Source organism: Azotobacter chroococcum (assembly GCF_004339665.1).
Taxonomy (GTDB): Bacteria; Pseudomonadota; Gammaproteobacteria; order Pseudomonadales; family Pseudomonadaceae; genus Azotobacter; species Azotobacter chroococcum.
In genome coordinates, this window is the sequence record NZ_SMMU01000001.1 from 374,274 (window position 1) to 396,936 (window position 22,663).

At 64.4% G+C, this 22,663-nt stretch carries 27 protein-coding genes and 1 pseudogene; 10 read left to right on the forward strand and 18 right to left on the reverse strand.

Annotated elements, in window-relative coordinates; translation table 11 throughout:
• Nucleotides 1-137 precede the first annotated feature (137 nt).
• Nucleotides 138-1,394 (forward strand): ribonucleotide-diphosphate reductase subunit beta, encoded by a 1,257-nt coding sequence (locus tag EV691_RS01765; RefSeq protein ID WP_131297793.1) that lies wholly within the window; start codon nt 138-140, stop codon nt 1,392-1,394.
• 638 nt (nt 1,395-2,032) lie between these two features.
• Nucleotides 2,033-2,482, forward strand: coding sequence for a hypothetical protein (locus EV691_RS01770; protein ID WP_131297792.1), 450 nt, complete (start codon nt 2,033-2,035; stop codon nt 2,480-2,482).
• Nucleotides 2,483-2,759: 277 nt separating this feature from the next.
• Here the strand turns inward: EV691_RS01770 and EV691_RS01775 are convergent, their stop codons facing one another.
• Complete coding sequence (locus EV691_RS01775; RefSeq protein ID WP_207390178.1) at nt 2,760-3,503, reverse strand: class I SAM-dependent DNA methyltransferase; 744 nt, start codon at nt 3,501-3,503, stop codon at nt 2,760-2,762.
• A gap of 267 nt (nt 3,504-3,770) precedes the next feature.
• Here EV691_RS01775 and EV691_RS01780 point away from each other — a divergent pair.
• Nucleotides 3,771-4,303, forward strand: a pseudogene (locus EV691_RS01780) (REP-associated tyrosine transposase).
• Nucleotides 4,304-4,375: 72 nt separating this feature from the next.
• Here the strand turns inward: EV691_RS01780 and EV691_RS01785 are convergent.
• The 5 genes from EV691_RS01785 to EV691_RS01805 all read right to left on the reverse strand — a co-directional run bounded on the left by EV691_RS01785 (nt 4,376) and on the right by EV691_RS01805 (nt 7,603).
• Nucleotides 4,376-4,624, reverse strand: coding sequence for an FmdB family zinc ribbon protein (locus EV691_RS01785; protein WP_039803376.1), 249 nt, complete (start codon nt 4,622-4,624; stop codon nt 4,376-4,378).
• A gap of 687 nt (nt 4,625-5,311) precedes the next feature.
• Nucleotides 5,312-5,650, reverse strand: coding sequence for a hypothetical protein (locus EV691_RS23705; RefSeq protein ID WP_242672507.1), 339 nt, complete (start codon nt 5,648-5,650; stop codon nt 5,312-5,314).
• Between the two features lie 30 nt (nt 5,651-5,680).
• On the reverse strand, nt 5,681-6,022 hold the full coding sequence (locus EV691_RS01795) for a hypothetical protein (protein ID WP_131297790.1): 342 nt from the start codon (nt 6,020-6,022) through the stop codon (nt 5,681-5,683).
• A gap of 99 nt (nt 6,023-6,121) precedes the next feature.
• Entirely contained in the window at nt 6,122-6,973 is an 852-nt protein-coding gene (locus EV691_RS01800; RefSeq protein ID WP_131297789.1) for a CAP domain-containing protein, read from the reverse strand.
• A 219-nt stretch (nt 6,974-7,192) separates the two neighbouring features.
• A complete protein-coding gene (locus EV691_RS01805) occupies nt 7,193-7,603 on the reverse strand; it encodes an HPF/RaiA family ribosome-associated protein (RefSeq protein WP_089168561.1) in 411 nt (136 codons plus the stop codon).
• Between the two features lie 326 nt (nt 7,604-7,929).
• On the opposite strand from EV691_RS01805, the gene EV691_RS01810 reads away from it, so the two are divergent.
• Complete coding sequence (locus tag EV691_RS01810) at nt 7,930-9,930, forward strand: peptidase U32 family protein (protein WP_131297788.1); 2,001 nt, start codon at nt 7,930-7,932, stop codon at nt 9,928-9,930.
• Nucleotides 9,931-10,041: 111 nt separating this feature from the next.
• Here the strand turns inward: EV691_RS01810 and EV691_RS01815 are convergent, their stop codons facing one another.
• Complete coding sequence (locus EV691_RS01815; RefSeq protein WP_131297787.1) at nt 10,042-10,614, reverse strand: histidine phosphatase family protein; 573 nt, start codon at nt 10,612-10,614, stop codon at nt 10,042-10,044.
• A 516-nt stretch (nt 10,615-11,130) separates the two neighbouring features.
• Between EV691_RS01815 and EV691_RS01820 the strand changes: the two genes are divergently transcribed.
• From EV691_RS01820 to EV691_RS01825, 3 genes are all read left to right on the forward strand, one after another.
• The gene (locus EV691_RS01820) at nt 11,131-11,457 is read left to right on the forward strand and encodes a hypothetical protein (RefSeq protein ID WP_131297786.1); all 327 of its coding nucleotides are present in this window, start codon (nt 11,131-11,133) and stop codon (nt 11,455-11,457) included.
• A 287-nt stretch (nt 11,458-11,744) separates the two neighbouring features.
• Complete coding sequence (locus tag EV691_RS24095; RefSeq protein WP_264371140.1) at nt 11,745-11,876, forward strand: hypothetical protein; 132 nt, start codon at nt 11,745-11,747, stop codon at nt 11,874-11,876.
• 120 nt (nt 11,877-11,996) lie between these two features.
• The gene (locus EV691_RS01825; protein WP_089168565.1) at nt 11,997-12,278 is read left to right on the forward strand and encodes a peptidylprolyl isomerase; all 282 of its coding nucleotides are present in this window, start codon (nt 11,997-11,999) and stop codon (nt 12,276-12,278) included.
• A gap of 77 nt (nt 12,279-12,355) precedes the next feature.
• Here EV691_RS01825 and EV691_RS01830 read toward each other — a convergent pair whose 3' ends face one another.
• The 7 genes from EV691_RS01830 to EV691_RS01855 form a co-directional block, all read right to left on the reverse strand.
• Complete coding sequence (locus EV691_RS01830; protein WP_242672506.1) at nt 12,356-13,546, reverse strand: acyltransferase family protein; 1,191 nt, start codon at nt 13,544-13,546, stop codon at nt 12,356-12,358.
• Nucleotides 13,547-13,623: 77 nt separating this feature from the next.
• Nucleotides 13,624-14,046 (reverse strand): tetratricopeptide repeat protein, encoded by a 423-nt coding sequence (locus tag EV691_RS23555; RefSeq protein ID WP_207390163.1) that lies wholly within the window; start codon nt 14,044-14,046, stop codon nt 13,624-13,626.
• Between the two features lie 108 nt (nt 14,047-14,154).
• The gene (locus EV691_RS23560) at nt 14,155-14,511 is read right to left on the reverse strand and encodes a hypothetical protein (protein WP_207390162.1); all 357 of its coding nucleotides are present in this window, start codon (nt 14,509-14,511) and stop codon (nt 14,155-14,157) included.
• Between the two features lie 217 nt (nt 14,512-14,728).
• Entirely contained in the window at nt 14,729-15,010 is a 282-nt protein-coding gene (locus EV691_RS01840) for a cell division protein ZapA (protein WP_039803360.1), read from the reverse strand.
• Complete coding sequence (locus EV691_RS01845) at nt 15,007-15,234, reverse strand: hypothetical protein (RefSeq protein WP_131297784.1); 228 nt, start codon at nt 15,232-15,234, stop codon at nt 15,007-15,009. The genes EV691_RS01840 and EV691_RS01845 overlap by 4 nt, the downstream gene beginning before the upstream one ends.
• A gap of 148 nt (nt 15,235-15,382) precedes the next feature.
• On the reverse strand, nt 15,383-16,168 hold the full coding sequence (locus tag EV691_RS01850) for a TSUP family transporter (RefSeq protein WP_131297783.1): 786 nt from the start codon (nt 16,166-16,168) through the stop codon (nt 15,383-15,385).
• A gap of 106 nt (nt 16,169-16,274) precedes the next feature.
• Complete coding sequence (locus EV691_RS01855; protein WP_242672505.1) at nt 16,275-17,318, reverse strand: DUF1176 domain-containing protein; 1,044 nt, start codon at nt 17,316-17,318, stop codon at nt 16,275-16,277.
• Between the two features lie 241 nt (nt 17,319-17,559).
• Between EV691_RS01855 and EV691_RS01860 the strand changes: the two genes are divergently transcribed.
• Together EV691_RS01860 and EV691_RS01865 are read left to right on the forward strand one after the other, a co-directional pair.
• Nucleotides 17,560-17,931, forward strand: a complete 372-nt coding sequence (locus EV691_RS01860; RefSeq protein ID WP_131297781.1) for a DUF3597 domain-containing protein — start codon at nt 17,560-17,562, stop codon at nt 17,929-17,931.
• A 106-nt stretch (nt 17,932-18,037) separates the two neighbouring features.
• Nucleotides 18,038-18,736 carry a YebC/PmpR family DNA-binding transcriptional regulator gene (locus tag EV691_RS01865; protein ID WP_039803344.1) on the forward strand — a complete coding sequence of 233 codons (699 nt, stop codon included), beginning with the start codon at nt 18,038-18,040 and terminating at the stop codon, nt 18,734-18,736.
• 110 nt (nt 18,737-18,846) lie between these two features.
• Here EV691_RS01865 and EV691_RS01870 read toward each other — a convergent pair whose 3' ends face one another.
• Nucleotides 18,847-19,092: a hypothetical protein gene (locus EV691_RS01870; protein ID WP_131297780.1), complete on the reverse strand. Its 246-nt coding sequence runs from the start codon at nt 19,090-19,092 to the stop codon at nt 18,847-18,849.
• A 195-nt stretch (nt 19,093-19,287) separates the two neighbouring features.
• Between EV691_RS01870 and EV691_RS01875 the strand changes: the two genes are divergently transcribed.
• A complete protein-coding gene (locus tag EV691_RS01875; protein WP_242672504.1) occupies nt 19,288-19,563 on the forward strand; it encodes a DUF3144 domain-containing protein in 276 nt (91 codons plus the stop codon).
• Nucleotides 19,564-19,622: 59 nt separating this feature from the next.
• Here EV691_RS01875 and EV691_RS01880 read toward each other — a convergent pair whose 3' ends face one another.
• The 3 genes from EV691_RS01880 to EV691_RS01895 all read right to left on the reverse strand — a co-directional run bounded on the left by EV691_RS01880 (nt 19,623) and on the right by EV691_RS01895 (nt 22,379).
• Nucleotides 19,623-20,087 (reverse strand): MaoC family dehydratase, encoded by a 465-nt coding sequence (locus EV691_RS01880; protein ID WP_131297779.1) that lies wholly within the window; start codon nt 20,085-20,087, stop codon nt 19,623-19,625.
• Between the two features lie 42 nt (nt 20,088-20,129).
• Nucleotides 20,130-21,365 carry an OprD family porin gene (locus EV691_RS01885; protein ID WP_131298170.1) on the reverse strand — a complete coding sequence of 412 codons (1,236 nt, stop codon included), beginning with the start codon at nt 21,363-21,365 and terminating at the stop codon, nt 20,130-20,132.
• A 753-nt stretch (nt 21,366-22,118) separates the two neighbouring features.
• The gene (locus EV691_RS01895; RefSeq protein WP_039803340.1) at nt 22,119-22,379 is read right to left on the reverse strand and encodes a hypothetical protein; all 261 of its coding nucleotides are present in this window, start codon (nt 22,377-22,379) and stop codon (nt 22,119-22,121) included.
• Nucleotides 22,380-22,663: the final 284 nt, after the last annotated feature.

Consider the following 22,663-nt stretch of genomic DNA (forward strand, 5'->3'; position numbering starts at 1 on the left):
CCCTCTCCCCGCCGGGGAGAGGGCCAGGGAGAGGGGAACAGCTTCCCCTTCCCTACAGATTCCGCGCTTCCCGCGCCGCGGGAAGCCATTCGACTTGCACCGACCGGCCCGCCCGGTCCCGACCAGGAGAACCCGCCATGCTCAGCTGGGACGAATTCGACCAACCCGAAGAAGGCGCCGCCGCCAAGCCGGCCGCCGCTGCCGCGCAGCCGCAGGCCGCCGCCATGAGCCTGGAGCGCCTGGACAGCGTCGGCGACGCCGCCGCCCACGACGCCCGCGCCATCGCCGCCGACGACTCCGACGCGGTGGCCCGCGCCAAGGCCGCGCTCAACGAACTGGACATCCGTGAGGGCCTCGAAGACCTCGAAGGCGCCGCCGCCCGCGTGCGCGTCGACGAGAAGCGCATGATCAACTGCCGCGCCGACCTCAACCAGCTCGTCCCCTTCAAGTACGACTGGGCCTGGCAGAAGTACCTCGACGGCTGCGCCAACCACTGGATGCCGCAGGAAGTCAACATGAACGCCGACATCGCCCTGTGGAAGAGCCAGGACGGCCTCACCGAGGACGAGCGGCGCATCGTCATGCGCAACCTCGGCTTCTTCTCCACCGCCGACTCGCTGGTCGCCAACAACCTGGCGCTGGCCGTGTACCGCCTGATCACCAACCCCGAATGCCGCCAGTACATCCTGCGCCAGGCCTTCGAGGAAGCGATCCACACCCACGCCTACCAGTACTGCATCGAGTCGCTGGGCATGGACGAGGGCGAGATCTTCAACATGTACCACGAGATCCCGAGCGTCGCGAAAAAGGCGTCCTGGGGCCTCAAGTACACCCGCTCGATCTCCGACCCGACCTTCGACACCGGCACCCCGGAAACCGACCGCCAGCTGCTGCGCAACCTGATCGCCTACTACTGCGTGCTGGAAGGAATCTTCTTCTACTGCGGCTTCACCCAGATCCTCTCCATGGGCCGCCGCAACAAGATGACCGGCACCGCCGAGCAGTTCCAGTACATCCTGCGCGACGAGTCCATGCACCTGAACTTCGGCATCGACATGATCAACCAGATCAAGATCGAGAACCCGCACCTGTGGGACGCCGACATGAAGGACGAAGCGACCCAGATGATCCTGCAGGGCACCCAGCTGGAAATCGAATACGCCCGCGACACCATGCCCCGCGGCGTGCTCGGCATGAACGCCGCGATGATGGAGGACTACCTCAAGTTCATCGCCAACCGCCGCCTGAGCCAGCTCGGCCTGCCGGAACAATACCCGGGCACCACCAACCCCTTCCCGTGGATGAGCGAGATCATGGATTTGAAGAAGGAGAAGAACTTCTTTGAGACTCGCGTCACCGAGTATCAGACGGGCGGGGCGCTGGCCTGGGATTGAAGTAGGGCTAACGAGCTTTGGCTTGCCGCCCATGGTGCACAACGCCCTGAAAGACACCGGTTTCATGCTGAAGGCCGCAGCCTACAAGTGGTTTGCCGGGATCGGCGAGGGAATGTTATGCACCAGATGGTGTGTTTATTCACACCATCTGGTGTCGAATAGTAATTGGCCGTCAGTAGGCAGGTTGCTACCAGGCTTGCACATGTGCGGAGAGAATTGATATGAAGATCGTTATAACTGGTCTCATGTTATTAATTGTATCGCTTGGAGCCCGTGCTTCGTCCATTGATCTCGTATGCACAAGCAAGAATGGATTTTCAATCACGCTCCAGATTGATGAATACGCCAATTCAGTCACGGTCGATACCGACGAGCAAGCAGAGGCGGTTAGGATCACAAAGGACACGATCTCGTTCTTCAATTCTACTGGTGGTGCGAAGTGGTATCACAGGATCAATCGCACAACCGGAATCCTCATGGTTACGAATGAAAACGCAGAGCTAGATTCGACTTACAACTGTGTCCAGTCAAATTCCAAATTTTAACGCCACTAGAATGAATCGTGCTGACGCCCAACAATTCGCTCCAGCCAACGTCCGCGGCTGAACTCCATCGTTAGGTAGCCAAGAGGAAACGCCATGTCGGACCCGAACGACAGAACCGACCTTAGGCAGAAGGCTGAAGAAGAGTTGCGCCTTCTCTATCAAGTCTCCGCGCAAGACCTGGCGTTTTTTAAAGGGCAGCAATGGTTAATTACGAACTACGGCATTCTCTTGTATGCCGCTCTTGTGGGCATACCGCAAATTCCAAACCTGTCCCTAAACTCCTGTGAGCGGCTAATTCTGTGTCTCCTTGCTACAGCACTTAGCGGTACCGGAGTATTTCTTTTGTGGAAACTCGAACGCTCGATAAAGGCCAGACGAGACAGATTAAGAAAAATCTTTAAGACTTTTACTAAATCGTTCTGCCTAGCATGGAAATCCAAATACAAAAATCCCGACGCCCCAACAACCTCAATAATGCTTGGGTGCATCCTGGTTATCGGGGCAGGAGTTGTCTGGTGGCTCGTTTACATAAAGGCTACCTAATCTTACTGCGTCACAAAAAAACACTCCGGCGTCCGGGCATTGATCGCTCCCACCTCGCCCCGTGACGCAAAGCGCCACCCACCCTGCTCCCACGCAGGAGCGTGGGAGCCATCAAGGATCGGGAGTCGGGGATCGGCTTCTGCCCGGTGAACGGATCGTTGATCGTTTGATGATCGTTCCCACGCTCCCGCGTGGGAGCGCAGCCCTCGACGCTCCCACATCCAGCCGCTACACCGCATGGGCCAGCCCCCCCATAGCGAGGTAGCCTGGAAGGGCCTTACCGCTTCACGCAGGTAAACAAGGCATTCCCGGAGGTTCCGCTCCAGGGAATGAGCTTTTCGTAATCATGCTCGAACACATGAACCTCGAAGTACGGTTGCAGCAGCGTCTGCAACTCGTCGAAGCTCACCGCGACCATGGGGTGTTCGTCGTGCCACACCTGGGTTTCGCCCGTCACGCTTCGTTCGATACGCAGTCTGAGCGACTGCCGCTCGCCCTGGCCGGCGTAGTTCCAGCCGGAACTGAAGCGGAACAGGCCGTCAGCGTGCCGTGCGGTGTGCGTCACGAATGAAGCGTTGTCGATCCGCCGCTTGTCGACCGCGTTGAAGCAGAAGAGCCCGTTGGCGGCCAGTGCGCGGTGCGCGCTGGCGATGCATGCCTTCAGCCTGTCGATTCCGCCGCTGTAATGGATGGAGTACAGAAAGCAGGTGATCAGGTCCTGCGGCTCGTCCACCGTGAAGGCGCACATATCCTGGCGGGAGAATTGCGCCTCCGGACAACGCATGACGGCGCGGTCCAGCATCGGCTGGTTGATGTCGAGGCCACTACCCGAATAGCCGGCATCGATGAAATGGCGGACATGCGGCCCGGTTCCGCAGGCCAGATCGAGATGCCGGCGCCCGCCATTGCCGAACAGTCGCTGCAGCCGGTGAACGCAGTGGCTTTGCGCCTGGTAGTCGATATCGGCGCACATCAGGTCGTAATAACCGGACAAGTCGTTATAAAGGGCATTGCCGGACATGATGACCTGATGTTCCAAGCGGAGCGTGGGGGCGCGCATCATAGCCCAACCCGGGCATGGGAGGCATTTTGATCGATTCCAGCCCGTCCCATGACGCAAAGCGTCACCCACCCGGCTCCCACGCAGGAGCGCGGGAGCCATCGGGGATCGGGAGTCGGGGATCGGCTTCCGCACGATGAACCGATCGAATGATCGTTCCCACGCTCCCGCGTGGGAACGCCCGCCCGGACGCTCCGGCGTCCAGGCATGGGGTACAAGGAGGCACCCATGGGCCGCAGCCGCTATGTGATTACCGAACCGGACCTTCCGCACTTTCTCACCTGCACGGTGGTGGACTGGCTGCCGCTGTTCAGCCACCCCGCCCTGGTCGACATCCTGCTGACCTGCTGGCGCTACCAGCAGCAACACCAGGGCCTGCGGCTCTACGGTTACGTGGTGATGGAGAACCACCTGCACTACCTGGCGCAGGCCAGGGATCTGCCCCGCTGCGTGGCCGGCTTCAAGTCCTTCACCGCCCGCCGGATCGTCGAGCACCTGCAAAGCATCGGCGCAGCGCAAGCGCTGGATCGGCTCGTGCGGGCAAGAAGACGCACAAGCACGACCGAGATTTCCAGTTCTGGCAGGAAGGCAGCCATGCCGAGCTGGTGTGCAGCGAGGCGGTGATGCGCCAGAAGCTGGACTACATCCACCACAACCCGGTACGGCGCGGCTATGTGGAACGGCCGGAACACTGGCGCTATTCCAGTGCGAGGAACTATGCGGGAGAGCCGGGGCTGCTGGAGATTGCGGGCTGGAGCTGAGGAGAAAGCCGTGTGCGTTCCCACGCGGGAGCGTGGGAACGATCGGCGACGATCACCGGGCGAGGCAGCCGTTCAGCGGCAGTTGCCGGCGCAGTTTCCCCGGGCGCAGGCCGGGGGTTCCGGGTTCTTCAGTGCCCGGCTGTTGACCACGCCGGCTGCGCTCATCAGCTTGGTTACCGGCGCATCGTCCGGGATCGATGGGTCTTCCGCCAGCGCGCTGGCGGCGCGCAGTTCGCCCCAGGTTTTCGGGCTCAGGGCCATCGGATGCTGGACTTCATATACCTGACCGTTGGCTTCGCAACGGTAATCGTAGGTCGGCATGGGTATTTCTCTCGCGGTAGATGCGTGCATCGGCAATCTGCGACAGCCGGCTTGAATGGCAGGAGCCGGCCGCCGCCATGCCCCTCCCGTACTGGAGAGGGGCGGGACAGGGCAGGATTGTACGCCGCACAGGGCGCCGTGGCCCAGTGACACCGGGGCAGACAACCGCGCAGCAAGTCGCCCGGACATCCCTGGTGGAAAACCGCTGCGCGGGTTTTCCACCCTACGGAGAAGTGTTCGATCCGCCAGCGGCAAAATTCGTCACACCGGCTTCAGCTCCAGCAACACGAACCCGCACACGATGCCGGCCAAGGCGATCAGATAGCCGATCCGATAGGCCCGATTCTTCTGTGCCTGGCGAACGGGGTCCAAGGGTTTCTTCTTTCTCACAAATCCACCTGCCTCTCGATAAAACCAAAACGAATGCGCGGCGACCGGCGGCTCTCGCGAGCCGGGGCAGCGACTCCACGGCAGGCGGGCCCGCCCTGCGCGACGTGGTCCTTTGTAGGGCGGCCAAGCCAGCTTGTCCAGCCGGACGAGCCCCGTCCCCGCCCAGCCTGTATCGCGAGCAGCCCGGGTATTCCCGCCGGAAAACCACTGCGCAGGTTTCCACCCTTCCCCGTTTCCCGCATCCGCAAACGAAAAGCCCCGGCACCTGGCCGGGGCTCCCCCAAACGCTCGCGCCTTCTACGCGACGCCAATCCTCTTCGCGAACGCCTCGATATCCACATGGTGGTCGAGCACCTCGCCCGAAGCCATCTCGATCAGGTACAGGCCTCCCAACTCCCCGTACCTGTCGCTGTCGGGCTGACAGCGCTTGATCTGCTGCTCCCCTTTCGCTGCCAGAAAATGATTGACCCTGGCCAACAATGCCAGGTTTACCCTTGCCGTGCTCATACCTGTCCCCAGTACCGGATCATCGTGGGGCGACAGGATGGGCGAAAGCGCTATATCGTTCAAGATATAAAAAATATCCGGCGGAGCCCGATCTCCCCTGCGCCGCACGACCCATGGCGTTTCGATCATTCCGCCCGCACGCCCATGAGCGGCGGGCCGCTACATCAGCGCGTCGATCAGCATCGCATTGGTATAGATCAGGCTGCCGTCGCTGGCGCGATGGCCCACCAGGTGGAACTGCCCGCGCCGGTCATCCTCCCGCAGGTAGACCCGCAAGTGGCAATCGGACAGTGGCCCGCATTCGGGCGGAGTGACCAGTTCCAGAGTACCCAGGTCGACATCGACCAGTGTCTCGGCTTCGCCAGTGCTCTGCAGGCGCTCCTCGGCCCGTTCCAGGTGCACGCGGTCGTCGCCGCCGATGTAGAAATGGATCAACCCCATGGGAACGGATTTTTCGGTGGGTTTGGTCTTGCACCAGCTCTCAATCTCGAAGCTGCTCATCGTGAGTTCTCCCGAGTCGAGTGAAAAGATGGGGCCTATGCCCGCCATTCAGAATAGTCATACTGGGCGATGCTGCGCCATTGCCTGCCCGCCGAGCACTCAGGGCGCCCCGAACAGCGCCGTCCAGTAGATCCCCGCATCGCTCTTTGGATCGGCCGCGTAGGCCGCGCCCAGCTCGCGGAACTGCGGGTTCATCAGGTTGGCGCAGTGGCCGGGGCTGGCCAGCCAGCCGTCGACCACCTTGCTGGCGTTGTCCTGCGCGGCGGCGATGTTCTCGCCAACCAGCCCGCCGGCGTAGCCGGCCAGTTCCGCCCGGTCGCTCGGGGTGCGGCCGTCGCGGTCCTTGTGATCGAAGAAGTTGCCGTTGGCCATGGCCCGGCTGTGGGTTTCGGCCGCCGCTCCCAGCACGGCGTTCCAGGCCAGCGGCTCTGCCGCGGCGAACTGCTGGCCGCCGCACTGGCGCGCCTGCGCGCGGGCGGCGTTGATCTGCTCGAGCAGCTTCTGCCCTTCCACCTGCCAGTCGCCCATGCGCCCGGCCAGGAGCGGCCGCGCCAGCACGATGCGCCAGTCGCGCTCCGCGCGGCTGATGCCGATATCGACGAACTGCGGGTCCAGCAGTACCTGGCAGTAGCTCTGTTGCAAGGTCTTCATGGCAGCCTGCGCGTCGCGCGGCCCGGACAGGCTGATCGACTGTGCGTTGACCAGCGGGTAGGCCGCTAGGCTCAGCGCCTCCCGCAAATCCCCGACGACCCCGGCCGGCAGGAGCAGCCGCGCATCCTCCGCCAGCGGCGGCAGTTCCCCAGACGCCTGGCCGGCACAGCTCTGCACCTGCGCCCGGTAGACGTTGATCGACTCCACCAGCCGCGCCTCCTCGTCGGCTCCGGCAGCGGCGGCGAACAGCAATCCCAGCGACAGAGCGGCAAGCCGCGCCACGAATGAAGCAATGCGCATGAAAACCTCCTTGATCCGTCTGCATCCATGATGCGCGATTGCGGGCCTTCTGATCACGCGCGGGGTTTTGATCGCTCCCAAGCGGCACCGTGACGCAGAGCGTCACCTACTCCGCTCCCACGCAGGAGCGTGGGAGTGATCGGGCGCGGAAGTCTGGAAACCAGCCAATAAAAAACCGCCGGCAGGCCCAGCCTGCCGGCGGTTTATTCTGCTGCGGACTCAGGCGATGCGCAGCTGCTCCTCGGCGAGGAAGTCCTCCTCCAGCAAGCGGTCACGACTGGCCACGCTGCCGGCGACTTCAGCACCGCCGGTGATGCGCTTGTTGCGCTGCTTGCCGAGCCGGTGGGCCAGGGCATGGCCGAGCTTTTCCATCGCGCCGTCCAGGGCGAATTCCAGGGACTCGGCCTTGTGGGTCACCGACAGCGGCTGGCGCCCCTTGGCACGTGCCTCGATCTGGCAGCGCTTGTCATTGGCCCCGGCCTTGTTGCCGTTCTCGTCGTTCAGGTGGATGACCACTCGGGTCAATTCCTCGTCGTAACGCTCGAATTTGCTGGCGACAGTGGCACGGACCCAGCCGGCCAGGCGGGCACTGCCTTCGATATGGTTATCGCTGTGAACCTGGAGTTGCATACGCCATTCCTTATTCAACCGATCAGCAATGGTGCCGCGTAGTACTCATGCGACGCCCCCAGACTACGCCAAACCGAGGTGCTTGGAAGGCCCTGCTGCAGAAAAAAATACTCGTTGCTGACCTGCATCAGAAGTCCGCGACAACGACTGCGGCGGGAATGGACGTGGAATCCGGCGCCGGCCTAGGATCGATTTTTTCAATCGCCTCCAGGCTTCACCGTGTTGCAGAGCGTCATGCCCTGCTCCCACGCAGGAGCGTGGAAACGATCAAAAGCCGCATAACGCAGCTACAATGGCACGCTTGTTTCGTACCGAATCTTGAAGCCATGTCATTACCCAAGCACCATCTGGAACTGCTGAGCCCGGCACGGGATGTGTCCATCGCCAGGGAGGCCATTCTGCATGGCGCCGATGCCGTGTATATCGGCGGTCCCAGCTTCGGTGCACGGCACAATGCCAGCAACGGCGTGGCGGAGATTGCCGGTCTGGTGGAGTTCGCCCATCTGTTCCGCGCCCGGGTGTTCGTCACCCTCAACACCATCCTGCACGACGACGAGCTGGAGCCGGCCCGCCAGCTGATCCGGCAGCTGTACGACGCGGGTATCGATGCGCTGATCGTGCAGGACATGGGCATCTTGGAGATGGACATTCCGCCCATCGAGCTGCATGCCAGCACTCAGACCGACATCCGCACCCTGGAAAAGGCGAAGTTCCTCTCGGATGCCGGCTTTTCCCAGCTGGTGCTGGCCCGCGAACTCAGTCTGCAGGAGGTCCGCGCCATCGGCGCGCAGGTGGACTCGACCCTCGAGTACTTCATCCATGGCGCGCTGTGCGTGGCGTTTTCCGGGCAGTGCTACATCTCCCACGCGCAGACCGGGCGCAGCGCCAACCGCGGCGACTGCTCGCAGGCCTGTCGCCTGCCCTACACCCTGAAGGACGATCAGGGCCGGGTGGTGGCCTACGACAAGCACCTGCTGTCGATGAAGGACAACAACCAGAGCGCCAACCTGCGGGCCCTGATCGACGCCGGCGTGCGCTCCTTCAAGATCGAGGGACGCTACAAGGACATGGGCTACGTGAAGAACATCACCGCCTATTACCGGCAGCGGCTGGATGCAGTCCTTGCCGAGCGTCCCGAGCTGGCCCGCGCCTCCAGCGGCCGGATCGAGCACTTCTTCGTGCCGGACCCGGACAAGACCTTCCACCGGGGCAGCACGGATTACTTTGCCACCGAGCGCAAGGTCGATATCGGTGCCTTCGATTCACCGACCTTCACCGGCCTGCCGGTGGGCGAGATCCTCAAGGTCCGCAAGAAGGATTTCATCGCCAGCACCACGGAGCCGCTCGGCAACGGCGACGGCCTGAACGTGCTGGTCAAGCGCGAGGTGGTGGGGTTCCGCGCCAGCGTCGTCGAGCCGCTCGAGCACTTCGAACAGGACGGCAAGCCCCACTGGCAGTACCGCATCGAGCCCAACGAGATGCCGGCGGAACTGAAGCAGCTGCGTCCGCAGCATGCGCTCAACCGCAACCTGGACCACAACTGGCAGCAGGCACTGCTGAAGACCTCCGCCGAGCGCCGCGTGGCGGTCCGCTGGCACGTCCAACTGAGCGAAGAACGGCTCGTCCTGACGGTGACCAGCGAGGAAGGCATCGGCGCCCAGGCCCGCCTGGCGGGACCCTTCGGTCTGGCGAAGAAGCCGGAGCAGGCGCTCGAGCAGCTGCGCGACCTGCTCGGCCAGCTGGGCACCACCCTCTACCATGCCGAGGGCGTAGAGATCGACGCGCCGCAGGCCTTCTTCGTCCCCAATTCGCAGCTCAAGTCCCTGCGCCGCGAAGCCATCGACGCGCTGACCGCCGCGCGCCTGGCGGCCCACCCGCGTGGCGGCCGCAAGCCGGTCAGCGTGCCGCCGCCGGTGTATCCGGAATCGCACCTGACCTTCCTGGCCAACGTGTACAACGAGAAGGCCCGCGCCTTCTATCACCGCTACGGCGTGCAGCTGATCGATGCGGCCTACGAGGCCCACGAGGAAACCGGAGAGGTGCCGGTGATGATCACCAAGCACTGCCTGCGCTTCTCCTTCAACCTGTGCCCGAAACAGGCCAAGGGCGTGCAGGGCGTACGCACCAAGGTCGCGCCGATGCAACTGGTGCATCAGGACGAGGTGCTGACCCTGACCTTCGACTGCAAGGCCTGCGAAATGCACGTCGTCGGCAAGATGAAAGGCCACATCCTCAACCTGCCACAGCCCGGCAGCACAGCCAGCATCGTCGGCCACATCAGCCCCGAGGATCTGCTCAAGACCATCAGGAACAAGCCGCAGAGGTAGTCCTGGCTGCACCTCTGCCTTTGCTCGCTCCCACGCTCCGGGCGTTTCGCTGTCCATGCGCGTACCGGAAAACCGCCGCGCGGCTTTTCCACCCGCAGCGCTACACGCTGCCTACCGACCGGGTGACCCTTTCCGGTAAACGCTGGCGTGCCAGTAGCCCCGCATCAGCAGATGCAGCGGCCCCGCCCAGCCGCGCTTGCGCAATTGCCGCGCGATGAGGACGTTCATGATGCCGTGCCCCATCAGCAACACGCTGCCGTGCGTCTCGGCCAGCCGGATAAGCCGCTCCGCCGCCGCGCCGGCCCGCTTGTTCGACTCGCCGATGGGCTCGGTGTGCCGGGCGAAGCCGCAGAACCAGGCGCTGCGAAACAGCAAGCGCCACAGGGAAGGCGGCAGCCGCGGGAACGGCAAGTCCAGGTAGGGCAGATGGGCTTCGGCAAACAGCGGATCGGGCTGCAGGCAGCAATCCACGTCCAGAAAAGCCCTGGACTGCACGCAGCGCGCAACGGAACTGCACACCACCGCCCCTGCCGAGCGGGCGAGCGAGACGAGCCTGTCGGGCACCTCATGGCCGGCCACGTCCGCCTCGTTGTAGCGCTCGAGCCAGCCCTTCATCTGCGCCGGGGTGCACCAGCTCGCCGCGGAATGCTCGGGCCGGCCGTGGCGCACCAGGATGATCTGCATGGATAGCCCTCCTTTTGTAGTGCATTAAAAAAAACACTACAAAACCATTGACACAACCATGCCTGTCCTTGGATGATGAAATCGCTTCCCTAACAGGGAGCCCTGGTAAGGGTGTTCGCAGCTTGCTCGGCCCACTCGCCGAGTCCTCGCGACTGTACTGCCCACAAGGCAGACTGATGAAGTTGACTGGCAGTAATCGTCATGTGGCGGCGAGAAGTGCTGGCGAGACATTCTGATGATGCTTGTGGCTGGCCGTACAACCCCTCACGGTCCGCTACCCCGCATCATCCGATACTCGCCCCCTCCTCCCCTCGTGACTCTGTCATGGCTTCCCCAGGCTCTGCCTCGTGTAGTTAGCTAAGATCAGCGCTACATAAGGCTCATGTTGTGATCTGAACCCAGCTGGCACGGCATGCAGGCCAGCGTCCCGATCCTCCGGGCGACGGACGACTGGCCTGAAACCGAACGACAGCACACGTACTTCGCAAAACGTTCGATCAATAGAGGACCTTGCACATGAACCTGAACAATGCACTCTCCCCCGAAGACCTGGCTCAACTGTTCGCCCAGCACAAGGATAAGGAAAGCCACATCCTGTGGGTCAGCGAGTCTGGCGAAGTCCGTCTCGATCGTCTTCCGGCCGGCATGGAGGAAGATGAATTCGAGAAATGCGTCCCCACCATGCGCGTCAGGCTCAGAACCTACCGCCGGGGAAAAGGCTACGTCGGCAAAAAGGCCGCGGCCGACAGGGACTTCATCGGGCGCGTTCATCAGACCCTGACGGAACACTGGCGCGTCGCGCGGAGCAATCCCGGTGTTCACTACCTGGACAGGTACTGCTGATCTGACAGCCGCGGTACGCACACCGCCCGACCGAGGCCCGTGTCCGCCGGGCCTCGTGCCCCGGGCAGGCTTCCCTCTTGATAGCTCCCACGCTCCCGCGTGGGAGCGCCTCTCCGGCGCTCTCCAGCCGGCTCGCACAAGCACTCTCCGCTAGCCGGCCAACGCCGCCCCGCTCCCGTACTAGACTGGAATCAATTCCACAACCAAGGCCCACGCCAGGGAGGTGACGATGCACGACCCGCGCAGTCCCCACTGATCCACTCCCCCTTTCCCTGGAGAGCGACGCCATGAGCAAAAGCCACGAATCGCACAAGGACACCAAGAAGAAACCGCTGAAGAGCGCCCAGGAAAAACGCCAGGCCAAGCGCATCAAGAAGTCCGAGCACACCCTGCTGGGCAGCCACGCCGCCACCTCCTGAACAGCGGCATGACCCGGCGCCGCGCGCCGGGTCGCAGGGCCTGACATCCTGCGCCCCGAGAACTTGCATGGCCGCCACATTAGGGTAGGCTGAGCGCCCTCATCGAACAGGAGTATCCCCATGGCCCGCGCCACCGCCCGTCACATTCTGGTTCCCACCGAGGCCAAGTGCCTCGAACTGAAAGCCGCCATCGAAGCCGGCGCCGACTTCGCCCAGGTCGCCCGCGACAACTCCACCTGCCCGTCCGGCCGCAGCGGCGGCGACCTCGGCTCGTTCGGCCCGGGCCAGATGGTGAAGGAATTCGACACCGTAGTGTTCAGCGCCCCGCTGAATGTCGTGCAGGGTCCGGTCAAGACCCAGTTCGGCTACCACCTGCTCGAAGTCACCAGCCGCCAGGATTGAGCCGGCGGGCGTCGCGCCGGGACTTCGTGGCCCGGCGCTGGCACCCCCATGACCGCCGGCATACCCCCTCTTCAGCACTACGGACTGCCTGCACCGAGCGCCCTGCCGCCGTTCATCAAGGCGAAGCAGCGCGGCGCCTTTCGCGCCAATAGCAGGCCAGCGGAAAGCGCGATCGCCAGGGTGATGAGGACGCTGGCCAGATAGTGCGCCAGCATCCAGCCGTCCGTCGGAGCCGGGATCAGGCGCCAGAGTTGGATCTTCACCGCGGCGATGAAGGGAAAGTGCATGGCGTAGAGGAAGAAGGCCAGGCCGCCGTAGCGTGCAAGGGCGGCGCCCGCCGGGGTCGCCGCCAGTTGCAGGACGATCCCCCAGCATGCCAGCACGCCGATCAGGCGCATGGCCCGAGTCGCCGCGTTCAGCCACTCGGGATGCGGACCTTCCCCACCCAACAGCAGGGGAGCCGCGGCCCGCAGCGCGACGAGAACGAGGTAGGCCAGCAGCGAAACCAGCGTCGAGCGCAGCCCCACTTCCAGCGCCATGCCGCGCATCCGCAGCCAGCCCCCCAGATAGAAGAAGAACACCACGTCGGCGCGAAAGAAGATCCGCAGGTCGCTGTCGGCCATCCACGCCAACCCCAGCATCGCCAGACCCAGGCTGGGCACATGGCGCAGCGACAGCCACAGGAGCGGACTGACCAGGACGGTCACACACAGGTCGCGCACAAACCAGAACTGGAATCCCACCGGATGCCGGGTGAGGCCGAATACGGCGTTGAGGTAGTCGAACCAGCCGGCACGCTCGAAGCGGATATTGAGCGCATCGAGCAGCGGGGCATCGGGGCGCCAACTGAACAGGAGCAGCAGCATCGCTAGGAATGCGGCGTTCCAGAACACCAGCGGAAGATACAGGGACGTCAGGCGGCGACGGATACGCCGCGCCAGCTCGAGGTGGGCGGCGTGACGCTCCTCCGCGAAGGAAAAGAACAGCCAGCCGGAGATCAGGCTGAGCAGGGGAACCGCGCTGAAAAAGAAGAACAGGATGAAGCTGTTGACGAAGGTCGCCAGCGGATGGTGCACGACGTCCATGCCGTGGAACGGGGAAACGGGCGAGTTCGGATACTCCAGGTAATGCAGGAATACCAGACCGACGATCAGCGTGATGCGCGCCAGTCCGATGGCGTGCGAGAGGTCCCGTGCGCCCAGCGGGCGTGCATCGCGACGCAGCCACCGCGCAAAGCCATCGCCGAACTTCACTGCCTGGAGTTTCACTGACGTGTCCTCCATGGTTGATGATCAGGGGCGAGTCATTGGTTGGGGACGGACACTCCGCTGGCCGGCCTCATCCCTCAGGTCCGGGCTCCCATGGCTGTCCACACTCCCGGGAGCCCGGGTCTCCAATCAAGTCCAAGACCGGCCGTGGCCGGCCTCAGGGTATCGTCGCGAATGGCGCGCATCACGGCCTTGAGGGATTCGGTCGGCGCAATATCGATGGCCTGCTCCATCAGGGCCGCGCCGCGAGACTTGTCGCCCTTGCGGTAGTAGGCTTGCCCCAGTCCCATGGTGAACTCGACTTCCATGATCCTGCGCACTTCGCCGGGCCAACCGGGGTAGCTGGCGTTCTTCACCAAGGCCTCGCCGAACAGGCTGTTCGATTCATCATAGGCCCCCTGCATCAGCCTCACTCGGGCCAGCTGAGCATAGACTGCCGGCCCGGCAATCGGGTCGGCGTCCAGAAGCAGCCTGGTGTAGCGCTCGGCCTTGGCCAGCACTTCCTTGTCGGGCGCCTTGCCGCTGGCGGATGCCTGCTTCAGGTAGGCGGCGGCCAGCTTGCGGTAGAGATTCGGCCTGTCATTGTAAGAAACCCCGCCTTCAAGAGCCTACTCGAAGGAAGCCGCTGCCTCGGCGTTCTGCCCCAGCCGGAACTGGCTGGTGCCCAGGAAATCCAGCAGTTGCGGGCTGCGCCCGGCCCTGGCCATCTTCTCCTCGAGAAAGGCGACGGCCTCGGCGTCGCGGCGGGCCTCCGCCAGGCAGGCGGCCTTGAGGGATACATGGTCGCGCCACTCTTTACCGGCGGTGTCCGCCGGCTCTTGCAGATCGTCGATCTGCAGGCAGGCCTTGAACCAGCCCTCGTCCTTGAGGGTGTCGATCGGCTCCTTCTGAAAAGGGGCGGCGAGAGCGACATTGCCGATCGACAAACTGGCGGCGATCAAACCACGTGCGAACTTAGACTTCACGCACAGTCTCCTTTGGCTGGCGAATCAGGGAGGAACGAACAAGGAGGCTGGAAATTAGCCGAGCACCGGGACGCTGTAGCCCTGGCCGTAAACAGCTTGACCAGGTCGCAGTAGCCGTCGATGTGGACCTTTGGGCAAGGCACTGCTTGTCCACCGACGGCCATGGCAGGCGCCGGGCTCAGAGAATGCCGTGAGGTGAGGCCGGTCGAGCGCCAGCCTACAGTTGTAACTGGCGGCTGATCTGCTCGATGCAGGCAGCGAGGCGCTGCTCGGCCTCGCGCAGCTGCTGGCCCTGCTGAATCAGCGGGACACAGAGGTTGAGGGCCGTCAGCACCAGCAGCTCGTCCTTGCTGGCGCCGGGAAAGCGCTGCCGGCTCTCCGCCAGACGCTCCTGGAGCAGGTCGGCGGCCTCCTGCAGGGCGCGCTCCTCGCTGGCGGAGGCCCTGACTGGGTAATCGCGCCCGAGAATCTTCAGGACACGGACGCCACTCTCCTTCATGCGACGCTACTGGCGCCGGCACGCTCTACCAGAGCCCGCAAACGGGCGAGCGTGGCGGCCTGCTTTTCTTCCTGTTCGAGGGCGGCCAGCTGAAGGTTGTCGTTCTCCTCCCTGGCCTGGCGCAGCTCCTGCTCAAGTTGGCTGCAGTTTTCGGCCAGCGTCCGGTTTTGTTGCAGCAGGTCGGCTACAACGCGTTCGAGTTGCGCGAGGGTCGTTTCAAACATGGTGTTTATCGGGATCCGTGGAGAAACGGGAAGGTTATCTAAGAACACCGGCCAGCGGAAAAGTTTTTGCTTCGGGTATTGCGGCGCCGTGACGCAGCGCCTCGCCTGTCCTCTCGTGCCGGAAGGTGAAGCGATCCGAGTCCGGCATTCAAGCATGCCCGAACCAGTGCAGCCAGGCCAGGCGCGCGGTCAGGGCCAGCACCACGCAGATGAACACCGGGCGGATGAACCGGGCCCCGCCGCCGATGGCGGTGCGGGCGCCCAGCCATGCGCCGGCCATCAGGGCACTGCCCATGCACAAGCCAAGCACCCAGGCCACATGGCCGGTGCCGATGAAGACGCCCAGGGCCATGGCGTTGCTGACGAAGTTCATGGTGCGCGCCACGCCGCTGGCGCGCACCAGATCGAGCGGGTACAGCAGCAGGGTGCTGATCGTCCAGAAGGCGCCGGTACCAGGACCGATGGCGCCGTCGTAGGCCCCCAGGGCCAGACCTTGCGGCCACTGGCGCCTTTTCGCGATCGGGACATCGGGGGCGTGGGCGCTGTCCGGCGTGCGACTGAACAGCAGGTACAGCCCGCAGGCAAAGACGACGACCGGCAGCATCTGGTTGAGCCACCTGGCCGGCAGGTAATGGGTGATGGCGGCGCCCAGCAGCGCACCGAGGGCGGTGGCGACCAGTGCACCATACCAGTGGCCGGACTGGAACAGGCCGCGGCGAATGAAGGTCAGGCTGGCGATGGCCGCACCGAAGGTGGAGCTGAGCTTGTTGGTGCCCAGCACCAGATGCGGCGGCAGACCGGCGGTCAAGAGCGCGGGAACCGTGATCAGCCCGCCTCCGCCGGCAATCGCGTCGATGAAGCCGGCGATGAAGGCCACACCCGCCAAGACGGCAAGGGTGGCGGGGTCCATGGCGATCTCGAAGGCAAAGGGCATGGGCTGGCGCGACCTATGGGGAAAGAGCGGCGCGGATGGTAGCGCGCCGCACCGACTGCCGCGAATGCAAGCGGGCAGATACCGGCTTTCCTGGCGGTTGTCGCCCTCACGGCCTGGCCGTGCGCCACAGCTCCGGCCAGTCGTCGGGGGTGCTGCCGGCACAGCGCTGCATCATCTGCGCGGACTGCAGCTGAAAACGCTCGCCGTCGAACAGCCAGCTGCCCGCGTCACCGCAATCGCCGAGGCCCCTGCCCTTCATGAAGTAGCCGAGTTCCCCGGTGCCCTCGTCGTATTCGACCCAGCCGCCGAGGCCTTCGCCGCCAAGCGGCAGGGGCTCGATGCGCAGCGGCTGCTGTGGATAGGGCGCTTCGCGGGCGACCCGGTAGAGGGCGAAGTTGCAGTTGTAGGCCGCACAGGAGGTCTGGATCAGCACCAGCGCCTCCCGCGTGTTGAGCGCATGGGCCTGCGCCTCGGGCTCCCGGCCGTCCGTGTTGGCCTCCTGCCATTCGCTGCGGGTGGCGGCCAGCACCGCCTGGGCGATGCGCTGGCGCTCGTCATCGGCCAGCGGCACGACACCGGGGAACGGACGCAGCAGCGGCAGCGGCGGCGCCTCCGGCACCTCGCGGTCGTCGCGCTCGCCAGGGCGGTACAGCGCGCCGCGGGTGTCGAGCCGGCCCTGCACCGAGTCCATCAACAGCAGCGCCGCAGAAAGGCCCGCGAGGGAAACCTCGGCCTCCTCGCCTGTCGTCACGTCCAGGCGCAAAGTCTCGCCATTGCGCCACTCGGCCAGCAGCGCGCGCGCCGTATCGCCCTCGCCGCGGAGGATCAGCGCGTCCTCGCCCGCCTCGCGCTGCAGGGCATCCGTCAGCGCATCCGGCAACGGGCGGTCGTCGGTCGACAGCGGGAAGTGCCCAGCCTGCCCGGCGTAGCTCAGGCGAACCCGCGGCTGGGCCTTGGGGCCGGCATCGCGGCTGACCACCAGGCGGAGCGGGCTGAAGCCGAAGGCCGCGGCGCTGATGGCCTGGCAGCTGCGCAGGTTGTCGCAGGCCACCACCCAGTCCTTGATCTCGCGGTACAGGGGCACCGGCTCCGGCGCCGCCTGGGCGGCGCTTCCGAGCAGGATCAGGATCAGGGGCGACAGACGCGGCATGGGAACTCCGTTCTTCATGGGGCGGTTTTGCCGCGCATCTTGCGCGCCAGGCCCCGACGCCACAAGCGCGCGCCATGGATGCTTCCGGCTGCAGACCAATGCCGGAACGCCCTCGCCCTGCGCTCGATAGCGGCATTTTTGCACCGAAACGCCAGCACTTCCCTGCTGGTACCGTCAGGATAAACAGCGGCATCCTGATCTATGCTCCCTTCGCCATAACCAAAAACCGGAGGGAACTCCCATGGGTCTGTTCAGCAAGATTCTCCATTCGCTCGGTTTCGGCGCGAAAGCCAAGTCGGCAGAGGCGGCACCGTCCGCCCCCTCGGCGCCAGCCGCCCCGGCAGGCAGCGGTACGGTGGATGTGGTGGGCAAGCTGGAAGGGCTGGCGGCCGGCCATCCGGAAAAGCTCAACTGGCGAACCTCCATCGTCGACCTGCTCAAGCTGCTCGATCTGGACAGCAGCCTGCAGGCGCGCAAGGAGCTGGCCAGCGAGCTGGGCTGCCCGCCGGAGAAGATGGGCGACTCGGCGCAGATGAACATGTGGCTGCACAAGACCGTGCTGCAGAAGCTGGCGGAGAACGGCGGCAACGTACCGCCCGAGCTGCTCGACTGATGAGCGCGCCCGGCCGGCAGGTGCCGGCCTGCCCGCGAGGCGCTAGAATCGCCCCCTTTCGTTCCCGGGCCGGCCGGGACTCACCCCTCGCAGCGAGAGAATCGATATGGGCGCCCAGTGGAAAGCCAGACCCAAGGAAATTGCCGCCAACGCCAAGGGCAAGATCTTTGGCAAGCTGGTCAAGGAAATCATGATTGCCGCACGCAACGGCGCGGACCCGGATATGAACCCCAAGCTGCGCCTGGCGGTGCATCAGGCCAAGAAGGCCTCGATGCCCAAGGACACCCTGGAGCGCGCGATCAAGAAGGGCGCGGGCCTCTCCGGCGAGGTGGTCAACTACGAGCGCACCATCTATGAAGGCTTCGCCCCGCACCGCGTGCCGGTGATCGTCGAGTGCCTGACCGACAATGTGAACCGCACCGTGGCGGAAATCCGCGTGCTGTTCCGCAAGGGTCAGTTGGGCACCTCGGGCTCGGTGAGCTGGGACTTCGACTACTTGGGCATGATCGAGGCGACCCCGGAGGGAGGCGCCGATCCAGAACTGGCCGCCATCGAGGCGGGCGCCCAGGACTTCGAGCCTGCCGAGGAAGGCGCCACCCTGTTCTACACCGAGCCGACCGACCTGGACGCGGTGTGCAAGGCGCTGCCGGAGTTCGGCTTCACCGTGCAGTCGGCCAACCTCGGCTACAAGGCGAAGAACCCGGTGAGCCTGTCCGGCGCCGAACTCGAGGAGGTCGAGGCCTTCCTCGAAGCCCTGGACAACCACGACGACGTGCAGAACGTCTACGTCGGCCTGAGCGCCTGAGTCCTCGCCAGATCATTCCCGCGCCGCCACCCGGGAACGATCCCGAACATATCCAGGCTTGTACTAGCCGGAGCTGAGGCTCCGGCAGCAAGTTCAGGATGCCTGGTGCCTCAAACTGCATTGGGCTCCCATATCAGCACGCCGTCGTCGCGGACCTCGATCACCTTGGTCAGCGCGGCCTCGGCCACCGCGTCGGCTTCGGAGGCCAGGTCGTAGCAGTGACCATTGGCCACTTGATGCACACGGGCGTTTTCGTCGACGCCACGGCGCTTGACGGCAATGACAGCCTGGAAGGCCTTGCCTGCGGGAATGGCCGAGGAAATGGCGTCGAACTTGGTGAAATGCTTGCGGGCCATACGACTCTCCGTTGGTGGGCGCTATGCAGTAATGGACAACGCGAGCCGGGGAAAGCTTCGACGGTCCAGCGGCGGCTGGCTGGATTTCGCCCCAAGCATGACATCGCGGCGACATGCAACCGTTTACTTGCAAATCCGTGCCACGTATAAACGGAACAAACTTCCACTCAACCCTTGATGCCACAGGATCCGAACATGGCCGAAAACCCGGTAAACATGGAAATCTTCGACATGGCCGATGAGTTCATCGCCGTTGCCAACCGTCTGCTCGAGGAGGAACAGAAGGATCTGGGGCAGATCAGTGCCGCTATCCGCTACGCCGCGGCCCGCTTCAGCGCCCACGAGGCCGCCTGCCGCTCCGGCGATCTGTCGGTCGACAAGGAAAAAGCCTTCAACTGGTACACCGAGCAGTTCAGCAAGATGCTGGCCGAAAACCTCGACCAGCATATCGAGATGGCCAAACAGCGCTGAACAGGCGCCGGACAGGCGGGACTTCCGAACCCGCCTGCCGACTCCCGCAGCACGTCCCGTTACGCCGGCCGCCGGAATACGACCAGCTTGGCCAGCAACCTCTGCACCACCTCGCCACGCTGATTCAGCGTCAGGCTTTCCAGGGCGACGATGCCGCGATCCGGCCTGGAGCGCGACGGCGTGATCGCCTGGATGCAGCTCTCCACATGCAGGATGTCCCCCGCCCGGGTCGGCCTAGGCCAGTCGATCTCGCCGCCGGCACCGATCAGCCCGTCGGCCAGCGGCATGCCGCTGGTGACCAGCAGGCGCATGGTGATGGCCGCGGTATGCCAGCCGCTGGCGGCCAGCCCGCCGAACAGGGTCTGCCGGGCCGCCTCGTCGTCCAGGTGAAAGGGCTGGGGGTCGAACTGCGCGGCGAAGGCCTTGAGGCCGGCCTCGTCCAGCACGAATTCGCCGCTGCGAAAGCGCGCGCCCACGGCCAGATCGTCCAGATAAAGGGTTGCTTCCCGCCGCATCTCGTTCATGTGCACTCCTTCTGTTCCATTGCAGGCATCCTCCCATGCAGGCTATAGCAAGGGCATGGTGTAGGTGACGATCAGGCGGTTCTCGTCGAGGTCGTTGCCTCGGCCGTCGTTGCGCAGCGTGGCGTTGCGCCATTGCAGGCTGAGGTTCTTGAGGACACCGCTCTGGAACACATAGTCGATGTAGGTATCGCGCTCCCACTCCTCCCCCTTGCTGCCGTCGGCCCGGCGGATGTCGCGGCCGCTGATGTAGCGGGTCATGAAATTCAGACCGGGAATGCCCAGGGCAGCGAAGTCGTAGGTGTAGCGCACCTGCCAGGACTTCTCGCCCGGGTTGGCGAAGTCGTTCACCTGGGCGAAGTTGACCAGGTAGGGGTCGGTTCCGGTGATGTAGGCGAAGCCGGTGTCGCCGATCATCTTCTGATAGCCAAGGCCGAAGCTGTGGGCCGTCAGCTTGTAGACGAACATGGCGTTGATCGCCTTGTTGTCCACGTTGCTGTCGCCGTCGTCGGACGAGCGCGCAAAGCGCAGGTCCGTCGCCAGGGACTGCCCGGCAGCGATGGGCAGCGAATGGTTCAGGGTGAAGAAGTGCTGGTGGTAGTTGTTGTCCAGGTTGGCATAGTCATAGGCAGTGGTCAGGTTGTCACTCCACTTGTACTTGACCCCGGCGAAGTCGAACTGGTCGGTGGCATCCAGTCCCTTCATGCCCTTGTTGATCATGGTGATGTCTTCGCTGGCACTGGAATTGCGCTCAATCAGGTGGGTCAGGCGACCGACATTCAGGGTCAGGCCGTCGATCTCCTGGGAAACCAGGCTCCCACCACGGAAATAGGTGGGAAACAGGCGCGTCTCGTTGGGCATGACCGTCGGCATCTTGGGAAACAGGCTGCCGTACCGCAGCAGGCTCCTGGAGTAACGCAGCTTGAGCGTGGCGCCCACCTTGCCGTAGTCGTTGGGCACGTCGCCATCATTATGCACCGGCAGCAGGCCGGTGCCCGCCCGCCCGGGACTGGAGTCGAGGCGGATGCCCCACATGCCGACGGCGTCGATGCCGAATCCCAAGGCGCCCTCGGTAAAACCGGACTCGTAGTTCAGCATGAAGCCCTGGGCCCATTCATCGGCATGGGACTGTCCCGTGCTGCTGCCGCCCTCCTGGCGGAAATCGCGGTTGTAGTAGTAGTTGCGTATCAGCAGGCTGGCCTTGCTGTCGGCGAAGAAATCGGCCAGCGCCAGCGAGGGCGTGCCGCCGGCCAGCGCCAGGCCGGAAAGGGAAAACACCATGCTCCGGAGATGGAAAGTCTTGAACATCGCGTCGTGATCCTTCTGTTTTGTTGTTCTTGTCACGGGCACGGTGGGCATCGCCACCGCTCAGCCATGACGGGCCGCCACGCCGGGAATCGCGCAGGCAAAGGCTGCCCGTCACGCCCCATTCGGCTGAATCGGGCGAGTTCCAGTCTTGATCGGGATGTCCGGGAGACGGTCGGCGGTGCGCCTGCCTAGCGACGTGCCGGTCGCGAGCCTGGCCGTACGGACTCAGGCCCGCCCGCCCCGAGGGACAGCCGCTTCAAGCGTGCTCGATGGGAATTCGGCAGGGGCGCCGGCCAGGGCCGGAAGAAGCAAGAGCGAAAGGCTTGACTGTTACGGCCAGGACCAGTGCGGTCGGACCGGATGGATGGCAACCGTTCAGGTCACCGCCATGACCTTCGATCGCGGGAGGCATCCCCGAGGGGATGACGGCTTTCCGTGCTTGCATGAGTCTTTTTCCGAATGATTGTTGTGAACTCATTGCCAGAATCACTGCCCGCCGTGCGGATGGCCAGATCGCCAGCCTGGCGGGGCAGCATTAGAGTGGCGGGCGGACAGTGGCACGACAATAACGCTTGCAGCCTAATTCTGGACATTTGCGGACAGCCAACGGCCAGCGTGATTCCAAGGAAGGCGCATGCGCGCCTGCCTGCAGGAGAAGCATGACGGTCAGGGGTGGAAAAGGCCTGGCGGCTTTTCCACCCGGTCGTGAAGCGGGATGCCGGCCCGTCAGGCGGCCTGGGGGAAGAGCGGCTTACCGTGGTCAAGGCACTGGTCGACCAGCCACTTGCCGTGGGCGATGGAGGCGTGCTGGGCCTGTTCCAGCTCGGCCATGAAGGCGTATCCGAGCGGCAGGGGCAGCCGGCGGGTGGTGCGGCCTTCGGGCGTGGTGATCTGGCAACCGCCGGCCCAAGGCATCGGACTGCCCTCATGCTCCAGAACGTCGGCGGTGATGATGTGGTCGCGGTAGGTGCATTGCATCAGGGTCATGGTATGAACCTCGCTGTCTGCCGGCCGCCCGCCCGCCGGCCAGGGCATCCGCTGCGCTGGCCGGCCGCAGATGCGGCCCGGATGGCGCCGCCGGACTTCGACGGCTCAAGCGCCGGCAGGAATCGCTGTCCTTGCGCCTTCCTCCTGCCCTGAGAGGGGTATAGCACAGGCGATTGCCGGCGAGCCGCCGCCAGTCGGCAGCCGGCCTATAGTTGCTGGTTAGCCAGGCGACGAGGCGGGCTCTTCGTGCCCAAGCTCCGCAGCCAACCCGCCTGGCGCTCGGG